At 43.8% G+C, this 14,127-nt stretch carries 19 protein-coding genes and 1 pseudogene; all 20 read left to right on the top strand.

Annotated features, from left to right (window positions below):
- Nucleotides 1-213: pseudogene (locus L696_RS30410) on the top strand (hypothetical protein); the annotation flags it as partial.
- A gap of 156 nt (nucleotides 214-369) precedes the next feature.
- Entirely contained in the window at nucleotides 370-564 is a 195-nt protein-coding gene (locus L696_RS0111575; RefSeq protein WP_025683767.1) for a hypothetical protein, read from the top strand.
- Nucleotides 561-875 (top strand): hypothetical protein, encoded by a 315-nt coding sequence (locus tag L696_RS0111570; RefSeq protein WP_025683766.1) that lies wholly within the window; start codon nucleotides 561-563, stop codon nucleotides 873-875. Before L696_RS0111575 ends, L696_RS0111570 begins: the two co-directional genes overlap by 4 nt.
- A gap of 123 nt (nucleotides 876-998) precedes the next feature.
- Nucleotides 999-1,634: a hypothetical protein gene (locus tag L696_RS0111560; RefSeq protein WP_025683765.1), complete on the top strand. Its 636-nt coding sequence runs from the start codon at nucleotides 999-1,001 to the stop codon at nucleotides 1,632-1,634.
- 133 nt (nucleotides 1,635-1,767) lie between these two features.
- A complete protein-coding gene (locus L696_RS0111555; RefSeq protein ID WP_025683764.1) occupies nucleotides 1,768-2,025 on the top strand; it encodes a hypothetical protein in 258 nt (85 codons plus the stop codon).
- Between the two features lie 375 nt (nucleotides 2,026-2,400).
- Entirely contained in the window at nucleotides 2,401-2,640 is a 240-nt protein-coding gene (locus tag L696_RS0111550; RefSeq protein WP_025683763.1) for a hypothetical protein, read from the top strand.
- Nucleotides 2,641-2,711: 71 nt separating this feature from the next.
- Complete coding sequence (locus tag L696_RS32365) at nucleotides 2,712-3,998, top strand: terminase small subunit (RefSeq protein WP_025683762.1); 1,287 nt, start codon at nucleotides 2,712-2,714, stop codon at nucleotides 3,996-3,998.
- On the top strand, nucleotides 3,934-5,358 hold the full coding sequence (locus L696_RS0111540) for a DEAD/DEAH box helicase family protein (protein WP_025683761.1): 1,425 nt from the start codon (nucleotides 3,934-3,936) through the stop codon (nucleotides 5,356-5,358). Before L696_RS32365 ends, L696_RS0111540 begins: the two co-directional genes overlap by 65 nt.
- 96 nt (nucleotides 5,359-5,454) lie before the next feature.
- The gene (locus L696_RS0111535) at nucleotides 5,455-6,240 is read left to right on the top strand and encodes a hypothetical protein (protein WP_155985375.1); all 786 of its coding nucleotides are present in this window, start codon (nucleotides 5,455-5,457) and stop codon (nucleotides 6,238-6,240) included.
- A gap of 165 nt (nucleotides 6,241-6,405) precedes the next feature.
- Entirely contained in the window at nucleotides 6,406-7,761 is a 1,356-nt protein-coding gene (locus tag L696_RS0111530) for a phage portal protein (protein WP_025683759.1), read from the top strand.
- 153 nt (nucleotides 7,762-7,914) lie between these two features.
- A complete protein-coding gene (locus L696_RS0111525; RefSeq protein WP_025683758.1) occupies nucleotides 7,915-8,970 on the top strand; it encodes a hypothetical protein in 1,056 nt (351 codons plus the stop codon).
- A 3-nt stretch (nucleotides 8,971-8,973) separates the two neighbouring features.
- Entirely contained in the window at nucleotides 8,974-9,975 is a 1,002-nt protein-coding gene (locus L696_RS0111520; RefSeq protein ID WP_025683757.1) for a hypothetical protein, read from the top strand.
- 63 nt (nucleotides 9,976-10,038) lie between these two features.
- Nucleotides 10,039-10,437 carry a hypothetical protein gene (locus L696_RS0111515; RefSeq protein WP_025683756.1) on the top strand — a complete coding sequence of 133 codons (399 nt, stop codon included), beginning with the start codon at nucleotides 10,039-10,041 and terminating at the stop codon, nucleotides 10,435-10,437.
- Entirely contained in the window at nucleotides 10,434-11,000 is a 567-nt protein-coding gene (locus tag L696_RS0111510; RefSeq protein WP_025683755.1) for a hypothetical protein, read from the top strand. Before L696_RS0111515 ends, L696_RS0111510 begins: the two co-directional genes overlap by 4 nt.
- A 10-nt stretch (nucleotides 11,001-11,010) precedes the next feature.
- The gene (locus tag L696_RS0111505) at nucleotides 11,011-11,586 is read left to right on the top strand and encodes a hypothetical protein (protein ID WP_025683754.1); all 576 of its coding nucleotides are present in this window, start codon (nucleotides 11,011-11,013) and stop codon (nucleotides 11,584-11,586) included.
- Entirely contained in the window at nucleotides 11,583-12,161 is a 579-nt protein-coding gene (locus tag L696_RS0111500; RefSeq protein WP_025683753.1) for a hypothetical protein, read from the top strand. The genes L696_RS0111505 and L696_RS0111500 overlap by 4 nt, the downstream gene beginning before the upstream one ends.
- Nucleotides 12,158-12,592: a hypothetical protein gene (locus L696_RS0111495; RefSeq protein WP_025683752.1), complete on the top strand. Its 435-nt coding sequence runs from the start codon at nucleotides 12,158-12,160 to the stop codon at nucleotides 12,590-12,592. Before L696_RS0111500 ends, L696_RS0111495 begins: the two co-directional genes overlap by 4 nt.
- A 10-nt stretch (nucleotides 12,593-12,602) precedes the next feature.
- Nucleotides 12,603-12,824, top strand: coding sequence for a hypothetical protein (locus tag L696_RS0111490; RefSeq protein WP_025683751.1), 222 nt, complete (start codon nucleotides 12,603-12,605; stop codon nucleotides 12,822-12,824).
- Nucleotides 12,825-12,867: 43 nt separating this feature from the next.
- Nucleotides 12,868-13,656 carry a hypothetical protein gene (locus L696_RS0111485; protein ID WP_025683750.1) on the top strand — a complete coding sequence of 263 codons (789 nt, stop codon included), beginning with the start codon at nucleotides 12,868-12,870 and terminating at the stop codon, nucleotides 13,654-13,656.
- A 65-nt stretch (nucleotides 13,657-13,721) separates the two neighbouring features.
- The gene (locus L696_RS0111480; protein WP_025683749.1) at nucleotides 13,722-14,057 is read left to right on the top strand and encodes a hypothetical protein; all 336 of its coding nucleotides are present in this window, start codon (nucleotides 13,722-13,724) and stop codon (nucleotides 14,055-14,057) included.
- Nucleotides 14,058-14,127 lie beyond the last annotated feature (70 nt).

Here is a 14,127-nt window from a genome sequence, read left to right as displayed (position 1 = left end):
CCATCATCCGATCCTGCCGCCTCTCTGGAGGTACAGACAGCAGCGATAAACATGGACGAAGAAGGATATATCCGTAACTGGTTGCTTAACAAGTATGGTAAGTCAGTTATGGCTTATACAGCCGTAAGCCTTCGCACAGCGGCGGAAATAGCTAATTCCAGTCCCCGAGAGAGGGCAGAGGCTGCTTATATGACATTATCCAGTCAGGATTAAACCAATACAGGGTGTAGGTCCTGCACCCACTAAGGGAGGATATATAGATGGGTCAGACACTTTCACTAATAGCCATACTATTATTGCCCTTTGGAATTGGAGTGAGTGTGGGCATATGGCTAACACAGAACGGATTCATTAAAGGGAGGAACAAGAATGACAGATAAACCAGAATACCGCAAAGGCGAACCAGTACGTCATAAGACCCGTAATCTGCGTGAAGCGCGGTTTGAAAAATGGTCAAAGTCAGGTAAAAGAGTAGGCATAAACCATAATTTTGTATGGCCTTACGGAGCTGGTTATAAGACAGATTATTTTGATCCAAAGAACATTGTGAGGGATTCGATATGACAGATAAACCACGCTTAATAGATGCAGATAAGCTGGAAAGATTTCTTGAAGAAATAGGTAGTCTGACAGCAAGAAGGATTGAAATAACTATAGCAGCAGGCTTGTTTGATCCAGCCCCACCACAGCAGCCAGATATACAGGTAGGTGAACTTAACTGGGCGGAGGTTTCCAGAGGTTTGTACAATGATTTTGTCGCAGCACAATCCCTTATACAACAAAAGGATGCAGAGATAGCCAGACTAAAGAAGTCTATAGAGGGACTGAGATTGCTTCACAAGGCAACTAGGACTCCTCAGGAGAACACCCCATGATAAGAGCCTATACCACTATATTAGCTGCTGTACTGTTGTTTATAGGTGTAGTGCAGCTTGACCAACATATTATGATTAAACATATAGAGCCGGACAAATTAAGTTATGGGAGGACTGAGGGGCATGGATGAGCAATCAGTAATCTTCGTTGATAAAGTAGAGGATACTGCTGATACAAGAAAGATCATTCAGGTAAATTTTTTTTCTGACATCGAACAGGATGATATTAGAAAAACTAAGTGGCTGCTCGGGAAATACGTTGATATGATCGATGTAATCAAAAACTATGAATTCGCTCTCCAGCAGATTGAAAACGGTATGTCCGCATATGAGATTCTTTCAGCCGAAGGTGCTATTGCAAAGCGCGAGACTGGTCAAGAGTTGACGGCAGATGTAACAGCCAATGCTGTGATTCTAAAGGACAAACGGCATACGAATTATAAATTCTATCAATTCATCACTAATAATATCCGTTTCGCCATTAATAATATGAGAGATCCGCATGAAGGGCTTGCTGCAAAGCTGCTTTTTCTGGACGGAAAGAAATATCTCAAAGCACAGCAGTATATGGAGAAGGGTTACCGAAAAGACGTACCTGGTATTTCAGCGACGACCTTTGCAGATAAGCGACGTAGGGCTATTGCAAACATAGCGAACAGTTTAAAGATCAACCGGACGTTGGATTTTGTCACCATCGACTATGGTCGGGGCCGTAACAAGGAAGGCGAAATTGGACTCAGGATGCCGGAAGTAAATTAGACCGTAAGGGCTTAAGCCTTTGCGGTCTTTGTTTGTTATGGAAAGCAAGGTAAATCCGTAGTAGGTGCGCATTAGAAAGGATTTACACTTTATTCAGGAACAAATCAAACCCATTTTAGGAGGAACACGAATTATGTCTACACAACCACGTTTTGCATATTTGAGCTCGGACGGTATTTTGCACCTGCATGATGAAGAACACGCCGCAAAGCACGGCAAGCATGTACAAACTTCGCTGACGGATGATGAGAGCGGCTTCCCGATTATTGAGGGCCAAGGCGTTGTTTATTATGCCGACGAGGACAAAGCGTACGTCAAAGGTAATAAGAATGATGGTCAACTCATCCCTACTCCACCAGTGCTCAAGCAGCTTGCTGCAGAGCTGAAGTAGGTCATTCAACAGTTCATCTGAAAGAAGGCGGCGACCAATTGAAGGGTAGCGACCGTCTATAGCGGGAACCACGCCGCAAGTATACTGGAGCGGTCACGGCAAGCGCATGACGGAGGGTTAGGGCGCATTCAAAACTAAATCGGAGACAGGACTCAGAGGGTAATATAAACCCGGAGCAAGAAGGATGTCCATATAAGGCCCATTCGGGCATGGCGGATTAGCGGTAGCCGCATATTATAAATTACCGATCAATATATAAGAGTAGCGTATATTCGCTGCTCTTTTTAATTTAGGGAAGAATCATGCATTACTCTTATAAAATTCTGCATCCTTAATGTCGATTCAATCGTATGGAACAATAGGAGATGAGTTTGAGTGAAGAAGAAAATAAGGGATGTATTAATTTTCTATATGGTCTTACCGTTATTTTTAACCGGTTTTATATGGTTCCCCTTAGGTATGAATTATCTGCTTTGGACAGAGATGAAAAATGAACATCATATCAAAGAAGGATACTGGGAGTTTTTCGGACATAATTGGTATAAAAGACCCACGCACGTATCGTGGGATTACGAAAAAGAATATAATGAAAGACAAAAGAGAGCTGCTGAATAGCGGCTTTTTTATTTGTTCAGGAAACTTTTCCTTAGCTTCAGATACATTATCAAAAGGGGTGAATAATAAATATGGGACGAAAGAGAGATCCAAAACGGGATGAAGCATTTGATCTATACAAAGCCAGTTCCGGCAAAATACGTCTCACTGAAATAGCCTCTCAACTTAGTGTATCTGAAGGTACGGTAAGAGGATGGAAGGCAAAAGATAAGTGGGAGAGTTTACTTGCTGAAGAAGCGGAATATACGGAACGTTCCAATGAGAATGGAGCGCCGCATAATAAAAAAGCTCCAAATGAAGGTGAAGATCTAACAACATATCCTGATGAGCTTTTTCTAAGAGCTGTCCAAATTGTAGCCGAGGCCAAACAAGCCTCGGTTTCTTTATTACAGAGAAGAATGAGGATAGGTTATAGCAGAGCGGCCCGACTGATTGATGAAATGGAGCGGCGCAAATTCATTGGTACATATCAAGGTGATAAGCCAAGAGAGGTATATGCTACCCTGCTTACTGTTGATGCGCTCTCAAAAGAGCTGGGGGATGCTCCAAAAATACGGAACGCTCCAAAAAAAGAACCGAAACGCTCCAGTAATATGGAACGTTCCAAAAAAGTACAGAGCGCTCCAGTGATTGTTGAAGAACCTGAACCTGAAATTCCTGATGAGGATGGATTAACGCCTAAGCAGAGGATTTTCACTTATGAGTATCTTCGAGACTTCAATGCAACGAGGTCAGCCATTGCGGCGGGATACAGCAAGAAAACTGCCTATCAGATTGGTTTCGCTCTGTTGAAGAAAGTTGAAATTCAAAACATTATTCGCCAGCATAAGGAATCCATGATCGACGAGGTAGGTTTGAATGCTCAACGCGTTCTAATGGAGTACATGAAGATTGCTTTTGCGGACATTACAGATTACGTAGAATTCGGTCAGAAGGAAGAAGATGTTCTTGGATTGGAAGGAGAACCGGTCTTTGATTCGGAGACTGGAGAAACAAAGAAGTACAGATATAATTATGTCTCTTTTAAAAACAGCGATGAAATTGATGGAACTCTGGTTTCAGAAGTCAAGCAGGGTAAGGACGGAGTGAGTGTAAAGCTACACGACAAAACCAAGGCATTGGACGTGCTAACTAAATACATGGATCTGCTTCCAGACAAACATAAACGGATGGTTGAAGACGAGAAACTTAAGATGCAACGTGAGAAACTTGAGCTTGAAAGGGCAAAGGTCACGGGAGAAGGCAATACAGAAGACGATCTAATTGACGACTGGGTAGAGGCGGTGGTAGGTGATGAAGCAGAAGGACTCGCCGGAGACGAAACGGAGGCTTCAAGCATTCAAGATACGGATTCCTGAGTACCGTAAGAATCCTATATTGTTCTGTCAAGAAATGCTTAAGTTCTATCCTGATGATTGGCAGGCAAGCACTCTAATGGATTTAGCAAATAATCCTCGTGTTTCAGTCCGTTCAGGTCAGGGTGTAGGCAAAACAGGGCTGGAAGCTGCAACGGCCCTTTGGTTTCTGTCCTGTTTCCCATATCCAAAAGTGATTTGTACAGCTCCTACACGCCAGCAGTTGCATGACGTGTTATGGGCTGAGATTAATAAATGGCAATCTAAAAGTCCGGTGTTGAAACGGATTCTAAAATGGACAAAGACCAAAATCTACATGAAGAACTACGAGGAACGCTGGTTCGCTACAGCTCGTACAGCTACCAAGCCCGAGAATATGCAGGGCTTCCATGAAGACTATATGCTTTTCATTGTGGATGAAGCTTCAGGCGTTGCCGATCCAATCATGGAGGCTATCTTAGGTACATTGTCCGGTGAGTTCAATAAAATATTGATGTGCGGCAACCCGACAAAAACGTCGGGTGTTTTTTATGATTCACACAATAAGGACAGAGCGGACTATAAAACACGCAAGGTATCCTGCTTGGAGAGTCCAAGAACCAGCAAGGATAATATCGCCATGCTCAAAAGAAAATACGGAGAAGGTAGCGATGTATGGCGGGTACGGGTTGAAGGGGAATTTCCGCGTGGTGAATCAGATACCTTTATTTCCTTGGAGGCTGCTGAATTTGCGAAGGATGAGGTACGGATTGAATATTCTGGCACCAAGCTTTATGTCGGCGTTGACGTTGCTCGTTTTGGGGATGATGAAACAACCATGTACGCACGAATGGGCGGCAAGGTGGTAAAGACTCATTTCCACCACAAGCAGGACACAATGACAACTACGGGCTGGGTGTTGCGCCTGGTTGATGATGTGAAGGCCGAACGATCAGAAGTGGCTGAAGTCGAAATTCGAATTGACGATAGCGGAATAGGTGGAGCTGTAACAGACAGATTGAATGAGATTAATGAAGAGAAAAGTCTAGGCTACACCATCATTCCAGTTAACAATGGATCAGCAGCGGAAGATAGTCACTACGGAAACCTTGGAGCTGAACAGTGGGGTCATATCAAGGAAATGCTTGAATCTAACATGAGTAATTATGTTCTTGGCAAGCCGGGAGATTTGCAGTTGCCAGATGATGAGAAGTTGATAACTCAGCTTACTTCACGAAAATGGCGGATGGGTAGCAACGGAAAGATATTTTTAGAGCGAAAAGAGGATATGAAAAAACGCGGATTACCTTCTCCGGATAGAGCTGATGCTTTTATTTTGTCATTTGCGAATATTGAATTGAAGGCAAGTTTTTCATTTGGGTGATAATTGAATGCCGTATCCCTTCCTTGTTACCGCTTAAATATTAGATTATATTAGTTATTATGTTGTTCAAGTGTTAGATGTATTGGAGGAGTAATAATGTGGTATTTGAAAGTATATTCCGCTTTTTCTTATTCGTTGGCTCAGACAGGATCAAGACATTATTCAATTTTCCCTGTAACTGACTTTTCTGAACATGAGACATTTTATTTGAGATCTATCCATGCAGATTCTTTGCCAGAATCAGAAAGCACAAGAGCTTCTTATCGTTTAAAGAGTTTTTTGCGAATGTTAAATGCTTCGTTAGAGCTCTCTGCTTCTAATGGCTCTAATTTTAGTGTAATACAAGCAGGTGAACTTTTTTATTCTACAGATGATAATGATTGGAGAAGGGCATATGTTGAAAAAGATTTAAATAAAGAACTTGAGGAGTTAATGAATCCTTTTGACTCCAAGGTGTTTGATTCCCACGAGGTTAAGTTTTCTAAAAGGTCAGAAGGGATCATTGAACTAGCTTTTTTTGACGAGTTAGTAAGAGAGAATATTCTTCTCTTTTCTACTTTTAATAGTGATCCACTTTATACTTTTATTAATTGTTTTAGAGTATTGGATACCATTAGATATGATTTCTCTCAAAATCTCAAAGAAGAAGATATTGATAGCACTAAGTTACAAGATGCAATAAAAATTTTTACAAGAGATGACTTAAGCCACTATATCAATACCAGAGATGGGTCTGGATTCATGTCTAGGCATGGGGTTAAGAATGGTGAGGTATTTAATAAGGCGAAACCCACATATCAGGAAATAGTGCTAGCTACTAAAAATTTAATAAATGAATGGATTGATTGTAAATTATATTTGTATAGAAACACAAAATCTTAATAATATCTAAACTTATTTTTAACGATGTTTTAAAAACACTGTAAATCCGTAGTAACACCGTAACAATCCGATGATATTATTTAGACATAGAAATATGAACACTAGAAGAAGGTCAGGAAACTTTTCCTGCCTTCTTTTTTGTTGCGTGAGGAAGGAGGAAAATACTTGGGTGTAAGACAGTGGCTAATTAACTGGCTGGCAGCTGGAAGACCGAAGAACGAGCCGGACCGACAGACTGAAAGTTATCCGTTCCCGTTTGGCATCATGATGAGCAAGGGTAGTAACCAGCCAGCACCAAAGCGAACGCCGACCAACTTACGAACGTTATCGGAATCCCCGATACCGCGCAGAGCAATTAACGTGATTAAGAACGGGATCACAAAGCTGAACTGGTCCGTAGCTGCCGTAGACGAAAACGATACCGAGAAGTACCGAGAGATATGCAAGATAATTGAGCGATCATTATTGAAGCCGAATCCCGGTGATTCGTTCCGTTCATGGATTGAACAAATAGTCGAGGATATGCTGGTGTGTAGTGCTGGTTCATCGGAAATACTGAAAGCTGGCGATCCGCTTAGGCCATTCAGGATGTATCCAGTGGACTCGTTCTCCATTTACCTTTACCCAGAATGGGATGGTAAATGGAACTCCTATCGTTATGCCCAACGAGTGCAGGGGAAATATGTACATCTAACTTCTTTCGATCTAATGTATGTAAGAACAAATCCGAGGTCTAATACCCCCTTTGGACTATCGCCATTAGAAACGGTTTGGGAATCAGTTGAAAGCTTTATATCAGCGCACCGATCTGCTGGGAAACAAGCTTCAAATACTGTGATTAGAAAACTCATTAACCTTGGAAAGGGTTCTGATGCCAAATCAATAGCGGCTTTCCGTGCGTATTGGGAATATGAAGTATTGGGGCGTGGCTTGAACCCGATTATCGGGGGAGAGAACCCTAGTGTACTTGACTTAGGGGCTACAGATGATAAGGCATTGTTTCTTGAGTGGCAGAGATTCTTGATTGAAATCGTGGCTATCGCGTTTGATATTTCACCGAAGAAGCTGGGACAAACGAAAGATGTGAACCGTTCTACGGCAGACAGCGAAGACGACGATACGAACGAAACGATCAAGTCTATCGCTGAAAACATTGTGGAGCATATCAACAATCACATTATCGACGGCATTTTTAAGCTGGGGGGAGTAATTGAGTTTAAGTTCCATTATGCCGCTTCGCTGAAGGATCAGAAATTAAGGGCCGATATTGACGCTATTTACCTTGACCGAAGAACTCTGACACCAGATGAAGTGCGTGATGGTCTGGCGCGCAAGGCGTTGCCTAATAAGCATGGTGAAGTATTATTACAGCCAGGCGGTACCTCAGCTATTGATCTAAACAAAACACAGGAAGAGATACAAGCGGAGAATGACAAAATGTTAAGCAAGCTTCCTGAAGATGATCAGCCGGATAACAAGGATAAAACAGAAGACGATGAATCTGACACCGCTGAAGAGTAGGTGTTTTTATTTTGCCCTGAGAGGTGGTGAAGACGTGATTACAAGGTTTGTTTGCAGTGTTGTGAGACTGACATATCCAAGGTCAGTGCCGACACCGAGAAACCGAGCGGAGCGCAGACAACAAAAGTATCACGGAGGGAGGTGAGAATCTAAATGCTTAAAACGTTGAAGATGAGCAATCAGCGGATGCGTGTCCAGGATTTCAAACTATCCGACGATGGAGGACACCCAAACAAAATTCCGTTCAAGTGTGCTCTTTTCGCCGTCGATCAACCCAGCGATGGTTCACCTCATGGAGCTGGGGGAAAACGTATCCGTATCTCATCCAGTGTATGCGATCAATATCTCCAAACCTTTGTTGGTATGGCACTAAATATTGACTACGCCAATGGAATGGCTGACCATGATCCGCGCTTCAAGGTGGCGGTCATTGATAAAGCTTACCGTTCGCTTGATGGTTATGCATGGGTTGATGGATACATTTACGCAAAGGATTTTCCTGATGTGGTTGCGACTATTCGTTATTACAATGGGCTTGCGGCTGAGCACAACTGGAGTGAATATCAATTCGGAGCATCGTTGGAAATGGAGGCTGCCGTTCAGGACGCTACCGATTTTGATGATGTGCTCGATGTAATTGAATTCTGCGGTACGGGGGCAGCTATCCTGTTCGCGGAGGCCGCTGCTTATAAAACAACGAGCTTTGCTGCTCGTAACATGAAAAAGGACAAGGAGGATGTCGATATGACACCAGAACAAATTAAAGCAATGGAAGACTCTATGAAGGCGCTGCAAGAAGGCATGACGGCTATTACAGCCAGTGTGCAGAGTGTGGTGACAGAGGTAGGGGCTATTAAAACAGATATCACCAGTATTAAGGCGGCAAGCGAAGAAGCTGAACAAAAGACTGCTGAAGAACAAGCCGCTGCTGACTTGAAGGCTGCTCAAGATAAGGCGGACGCATTAGAGAAGGAACTGAAGGAGTTGAAAGCGGCGGGTGCGCCTCCAGCGGAGCCGGAACGCAAAACATTCAGCGCGTCTGCATTGTTGTCCAAGTATGGCAGTAATACCAATCTTGCGGCCGGTGCGGAAGTAAATGATTACAAAACCTTCTGCGCTTCCGTCGATGCTCTTAATCTTCCGTCCTCTGAGTCTTTCAAACTTAAAATGCAGGCAAAAGCACAATTTGCCGAGAAGGAGAGTGTGTAATCTATGAACAATCGCGTAGGGGTAGCCCAATTTGTTGACATTGCTGCTGCGGCTCAGTTCCAAGGACCAGGAGCGATTATTACAGATGATTTTCAGAAGGAAATTACAGACGTATTGCGTCGTACATCGATTTTGGATGGACGTTTGAATTACACGCCAGCTACGGGTGACATTTCGACTTACTATGAACAAAATACCGTGAACGGCGGCGATTTTGTTGATCCACGTAACCCTTCAGCAAAAGCAACTAGCAATCAACGTACGCCGCATGGCGTGAAAGTCAAAGCTATAACAAATGAGGTCAACTTTGGACATTATGATGTGACATTGGGTAAGCAGCAAAATAATTTCCCTGAGCTTAAGGCAAAGGACTTGAATGATATGCTGAATGGCATTGGACTTGCACATGGTAAGTCTTTATGGAGAGGTACAGATACAAATCTAGTTGTCCCAACAAACTATCAGTATGTAGGTTTGGCAAACCAAATCACAAACACATTTACAGTTGGCCCAACAGCTTCGATTGTATCTGCGATCCGAGCGAAAGTGGCTTCAATGGTAGCAAGCGAGTTGTACCAACTTATGCCGACAGCTATTTATATTCATCCAATTGGCCATCACTATCTTGAAGAAGAAGAACGTAATGCAGCCAACAATGAAACACAAATCAGCAATCTCAAGAAAACAACTGTTGCCGGCTTAGAAGTTCTGGCGATTATGACCGCTGCTGGTCTGCTGCCAATCATTCCAGAGCCGTTCATCACTTCTAACGTGAATGCGACAACAGCATCGAATACGGATTATGGTATTGCAATCGTAACCGAGCCTATGATCGAATACCACTACGTTGGCGAGAAGGGTATTTACCTCTTCCAGTTGGGTACGACTTCAAGCCTGCAAGAGCAGTATGTTGGTATTAAATATGGCGCTCCAGTAGCGAAAGGACCAAGCTATGCTCATGCATACGGAATGATTGAGCGACCAACGATTACAGCAGTAGGTTAATAGGATTTCAGAGAGACGGTCTTTTAAACCGTCTCTTTTTCATTTAGAGAGGAGATGATTCAGTTGGCGAAATCGAATCTGGACAAGCTGAAAGATGCTATTGCTGAAAGCACGGAATTATTGGCTCAAGCCGAGATCGGTGAAGGTGGTGGGAAGTATCCGCAACAAGCGGCAGATGATTTCAAAGAAGCTATTACTGCTGCTGAAGCGCTGACTACCGCCGAAGATGCGGAACCAAGTCATTTTGATGCTCAGACCATAGTTTTGAATGATGCGCGGAGGTCTTTTCTGGCTACAAAGATTCCGGCAATTCGAAGGGTAACGCTGCGTGGCACACCGAGCCAGAGAAAAGGCGCTCACACTATTCATTTTAAAAATGGTGTCGTGAACTTTGTGGATGGTGAGGCTCGTTTACCTGATGAACTGGCAGACGAGTTGGCTAATGCTGGTTATGTGGAATGAGTCAGTATCTTGAAATAACAGATACTGACTTTGTTCCGGCTGGTATAAAATTAACTGTTCCTATTATTCTCAGGGCATCGGCTGTAATTGACGGAAGGTGCAGGCGGCAGATTGGAGTTACAACCTACACCGAACGCATACCGCTTACCGATCAGCAGCGAGGGCATTTGTCCTATTACCCGGTTGTAGAGGTGAAGGAGGTAAAAGGCAGGCCTAAGCAGGGATTGATGGGCAATTTCTTTGGTCCGCCAGGATTCGAAACAATCGCTGATACCGGCACGATTGATATAGACAAGGATATTGGTACAGTCTGGTGTGGTTACTCTCCTTTTGGCTCAGCTTATGTAGAGTTGGAAGTGACCTATACCAGCGGCTGGGAGACGATACCTGATAAGGTCAAGGTGGCATGCGGGTTGATCATAGGACAGTTAGCCGGGAACCAGAACACCAATGTCAAGTCGAAGAAGGACTTTGACTATAGCATTGAATACTTCGGCAACAGCATGATTACACCAGAAATTGCCGATCTTCTGTCAGAGTTTGAACATAGGTCATTTAGGTAGGTGATGAAAGTTGTTCTATGAGTTCTCACACCGCCATACGCCGTGTGTGGTGGATGGAAACGAAGATGTAGTGATTCTATCAAGGGAAACCAAAGCGACGACTGTAATGGGCAAAGAATACGTCTATAACGGTGTATTTTCGCCTGAATCACTCATTATTCGTGGTTCTTTGGTGCAGACAGAGGACACGTTCCTGGTTCTTACCTTAAGAAAAACAGTAGATCAGGACAACTACTGTTCTTTGGTTAAAACAAATGCTGTGATAGAGGTGCAAAGATACCAGCAAGCTTATGATGCCAACGATAACCCTATAGGTGATCCTGACTTTGTATCTGTTGCTGCTGATATTGTGTGCTTTGCACAGTATGTCACAGCACAATTGCGACAACAGGAGCCGGGCTTGCTGCCGAGTACTGTGTTTACCTTGCAGTTACAGACGACAGTCGATGTAAGAGACCCTCAAGACTCAAGTCTATCCGCGCCTGACCGGATTGTAATGGGCGGGAAGACATACCAGGTAGATGTGGTAGATAGGATCAAGTATCCTAACTTGCTGCATGTTCAGCTTTCAGAGGATCGACGATGATTACAGGTTATGATGCAGCTCGGGCTGCTAAAGATTTGGAAAATAAGCTGGCTGTTGAGATTACCGGATTAACGAAGTTGGTCATGCTGACAGCCAAGAGCGGCATACGGTACTATCCGGCAGTTCGGGACCACTTGGAAATGCATATGTTTGTTCTGGCGAATCAAATGATATCGGGAGATATTACGGCTGATTACTGGCAAGCATGGCTAGAACAGTTTGGTAAAGGTTCCAAGATGGCAGACAGCAGCCAAAACCCCGGTCTAATAACCTACATGAACAGCGAAGCATGGAACCGACTAAGGTCCAAAGGTGATCGTATTATTGTAGGTCGTTCCCGTGGAAAGTACCGGGCGATTGACGGCACCATGAAGGAATCAGGTGGTGGATATGCTGGAGTGGACTTGGAGGAGCTTGCAGAACGAGGTGACATCGATCCTTCATTCAGAGCCACACCGCCGACCTACTTCCTGCGTATTGCAATCCAGTCCAACCGGAAACGTATTTTGGATGGCATTAGCCGTGTCATAACTGAGTTCCCATATCACAGATACTTCAAGGAGGTGAAGGAGTGAGTCTACAGTTAATTGACGCTGTTCAGGGCGCTTTGAAGGCAGATGCAGAGCTTATGTCCTTGCTGAAACTTACTCCTTCAGCGCCGTCTGCGGAGGTCGTGAAGCGATTTACGAAAGGCATGGAGCCTGAGATAACGGTTAGCAAGGATACTGTCCCACATATCTGCCAGTACGTTATGCCGGGGCGTTTCGCTGCTAATCCACTGGTGTTCGAAGGGAAGTTCTGTATTGATTTCTACGGTAAAACGGCATATGAGGCGAAGCTGCTATTTGAACGATCATTCAAGCTCCTGCATGAAAGGAGGCTGATTGCTCAGGGTTTCGCTTCATATTTATGTGTTCTGACCTATGATGCAGACTTTGCCACAGGTATCCAAGGAGCCAAAGGTTATAAAGCTATCTATGATGTGGATTATCTTAGAATGAATTGAGGTGTGCAAAATGGAAGAAGGAGCAGCTCAACAGCAATCACAACCGGCACAAGCCTCGGTTAATATTGAGAAGCCGTTGTCAGAGCTTGAAAAATTGATTGCAGAGAAGATAAACCTTTCTAAAAAGCTGGGTATCATGGGTAACTTGGAACCAATTCAGGGTTACGGAGAAACTGAGGAGTATCGGCGGATTCACGAAATTGATAAGCGTTTATGGGAACTGATCAAATAATCTGATTGGTTCTTTTTTTGTTCAATTATAAGGAGGATGAATCATGGAACCATTAGTATTTGATGGAGTTGGTACAGTCCAGGTATACGAAACTGGCGGCAAGCTCAAATTTTTAGATGACAAAATCACGAAGGTAACATTGCAACTTCAATTTGACTGGCAGAAGGTAATGGGCGGTGACAGTGGCTATGCATTTCACTATACCGCTCAGGACTTGGCAGATAAAGCGAGCATTGAAATTCCGCGTTATTCGGACATTCTTGCGGAGCTGTCTCAAGGTGCTGAGTCCGAAAAAGGCACAGTGAACTTTGATGAGACAGAACAAGGATTCTTGGACGCTACCAATGGTTATACATTAAAAGCTCCTGCCAAATTTGGAGGCACATTAGTTGCTGCCAGTGACAAGGTGTACTTGAAAGATAAAGACACTGGAAAACTGACGGAGCTTACCCGTGCTGCGGCTACCCCTACAGCAGAACAATATGTCATTACTGCGAATGGAAAAATCACATCTGATTCTGCCAATGATGATAAGCAAATCGTGGTGACATTCAAATGGAAGAAAGAAAATGCCACTCGAAGTATGTTGAGCGGAAAACGGCGTCCTAAACCGTTTAAACTGGTTCATCGCTTCTCGTTGGTAGATGATCGGGACGGCAAAGAGGTTCCTTGCCAACTTACCATTTGGAAGGCACTCGGGGGCGGTACGTTAGACGTGTCCCAAGAGCGTAAAAAACCAACCAGCAATACATTGTCGCTGGAGATTATGGAGCCGGATATCACGCCAGAGAATCCTAATGGATATGCAGTAGAAATCATTTTCGGTATCTAATCAATTACTAACTCAACCCCCTATCGCTCAGGTAGGGGGTTACATACATTGAGGAGGAAATTTAAATGACAGACAAACAATTGGATAAAACGCTTAATATCGGGGATGAAATCACGCTTGGTGAAGGAATTGTAAAGCATGTAAAAATCGGAACTATTGCTTTGATCCGTCAGGTGCGACAACTCATGAGCGGCAATGAGTATAAATTTTCTTTTTCGATTGGTCGCGAAAAATGGGAAGATACAGAAGAACTGGCCGAGGTCGATTGGCCTAAGGTTGAGGCGTTGCATAAAGAAGCCTTTAATCTTGTGCTGGTAGAAGGACTGACGGAGGAAGAATACGAGAATGTAGACGAAGAGGGCATTAAGGAGTTGGACGGCCTCTTAGAACGATTTCTATAAGGAGTCGTTTCCACCTGATGAAGATTATGAGCCTGACGACGAAGAAGACCAAGAAGTTCCTGAGGATGAT

This window comes from Paenibacillus maysiensis (assembly GCF_000520815.1).
GTDB lineage: Bacteria > Bacillota > Bacilli > Paenibacillales > Paenibacillaceae > Paenibacillus > Paenibacillus maysiensis.
This window is presented reverse-complemented; position numbering and strand designations above follow the sequence as displayed.